3 protein-coding genes are annotated in these 2,147 nt (G+C 64.9%); all 3 read right to left on the minus strand.

The window, feature by feature from the left end; all coding sequences use genetic code 11:
• On the minus strand, positions 1 to 729 hold a 729-nt coding region (locus tag H5411_RS46250), incomplete at its 3' end, for an MlaD family protein (protein WP_183127994.1).
• A 3-nt stretch (positions 730 to 732) separates the two neighbouring features.
• Positions 733 to 1,566, minus strand: coding sequence for an ABC transporter ATP-binding protein (locus H5411_RS46255; protein WP_183127995.1), 834 nt, complete (start codon positions 1,564 to 1,566; stop codon positions 733 to 735).
• A 37-nt stretch (positions 1,567 to 1,603) separates the two neighbouring features.
• A partial coding sequence (locus H5411_RS46260; protein WP_183127996.1) for an ABC transporter permease occupies positions 1,604 to 2,147 on the minus strand: 544 nt, incomplete at its 5' end.

The raw sequence follows: 2,147 nt of genomic DNA on the forward strand, positions 1-2,147 counted from the left end.
TTGCAAGGTGCCGGGCAGCTTCTTGAGCGCCGAGGCGAGTGCCTCGTGCTGCTGCGCGGTGAGCGACGTCGTCTTCGACAGCTGGTCGATCACCGTGCGCAGGTCGGCCTCACGACCGGCGAGGGTGCCGACCATGGTGTCGAGCTGGGTGACCATCTGCTTGATGGCCGGCCCGTCGCTGCCGAGTCCCCGCAGCACTTCACCGAGCGCTTGCACGGCGGGGCCGGCCGAGCGCACCGTGTGGTTCACGTCGGCCTCGTTGCCCTTGACCGTGCTGTCGAGCCGGTTGATCAACGAGCTGAGCTTGGCCCGGGTCGGCGGATCCAGAGCGTTCAGCACCTGGTCGAACTCCATCGGCACCGGCATGTCGCCCTTGATCATCCCGTGGTCGGGGATCTCCGCGTTCCCGCTCGGTCCGTCGGTGATGTTCACCATCCGCTCGCCGAGCGCCGCCTTCCACTCGATCCGCACCTGCGCGCCGTCGTGGAGGGGAACGTGGTCCCCTTCGAGCGCGAGCACCAGCTTCGCCTTGCCGCCCTCGACCGAGATGTCGGACACCTTGCCGACTTCGAAACCGTTGACCTGCACGGTTCCCCCGGACACCACGTTCGTCGCGGAGTCGAGGATCACGCCGACTTCGTAGTCGTCGCTTCTCATCGCGGCGACGGCAGTGGCCCCGACGCCCAGGGCCGCCACCACGATGACGCCGACCGTCAACACACGTTTCATGAGTCAGTCCATCCCCAGCGGGCCCGCGGATTCGCCGGCCAGGAACTGCCGCACGAACGGGTCGTCGGACGCGAACGCCTCCTCGGCTTCGCCGTAGTGCACGACCTGCCCTTGCCAGATGAGGCCGACGTAGTCGCTGACCTTGCGCGCGGTGCGGATGTCGTGCGTGACGAGCAGGTAGGTGCCCTTGTGCTCGCGGTGCATGTCCAGGATGAGGTCGTTCAGCAGGCTAGTGCGGACGGGGTCCAGACCGGAGTCCGGCTCGTCGAACAACACGATGTCCGGGTTGAGCACGAGCGCCCGCGCGAACCCGGCGCGCTTCCGCATACCACCCGAGACCTCGTTCGGGAGTTTCGTGATCGACCGCTCCAAGCCGACTTCCGTCAGCCGGGTCATCACGATGTGCTCGATCTCCGCCTCGCTCATGTCCGTGTGCTTGCGCAGCGGGAAGGCGGTGTTGTCGTAGATGTTCATGGAGCCGAACAAGGCGCCGTCCTGGAACAGGACGCCGAAGCGCTTGCGGAGGTCGTAGCGCTCCTGCTCGGTGATCTTCCACAGGTCCTGGCCGAAGATGACGATCTCGCCCTCGTCGGGCTCCAGGAGCCCGACGAGGTGCTTCAGGAGCACGCTCTTACCGGTACCCGACGGCCCGAGCACCGTCGTGATGGCGTCGTCGACGAAGTTGATGTTCATGCCGCGCATGACGTGGAAGTTCCCGAAGGCCTTCGAGACGTTCCGCACTTCCATCGAGTGCGTCCGGTCGGCCGGGCCGGCCAAGAGGTGGCCGCTGCGGGTATGGATCCGCGTGGGTGCGTCGGCGGTGTTCGATGTGGACACAGAATTCTCCTCGCGGGACGAAGGGGCGGCGGACCGGTCAGTTGGCGATCGGTGCATTCGGCGCCAGACCCCAGAAGAGCTGGGTCCCCAATACACCGATGATATGTATCAGCACCATGTTCAGCATCATCGACTTCGCCGTACTTCGTCCCACGCCGACGGATCCGCCACTGGCGTTGTAACCGTAATAGCATCCGACGAAGATGATCGCCGTTCCCATGGCCATCACCTTGCACAGGGAGAAGAACAGGTCCTGCGGGTTCTGGTAGAGCCAGAAGATGAAATTGTAACCACCGGGGGAAACCCCGCCGAGCATCTTCACGGTGGTGAGGAACTCCCCGATGTACATGATTCCGAGGCCCACCACGTAGAGGAACGGCATCGCGATCCAGGCCGCGACGATGCGGCTGCCGACCAGGTAGCTCCTTGACTTGACGCCCATGACCTCCATCGCGTCGATCTCGTCGGAGATGCGCATCGAGCCGATCTCGGCGACCAGACCGCAGCCGACTTTCGCCGCGAAGATGTAGCCCCACATGTACGGCGCCATCTCGCGGATCGCGCACCAGGCGTTGAAGATC

The organism is Amycolatopsis echigonensis (assembly GCF_014174495.1).
Taxonomy (GTDB): Bacteria; Actinomycetota; Actinomycetes; order Mycobacteriales; family Pseudonocardiaceae; genus Amycolatopsis; species Amycolatopsis echigonensis.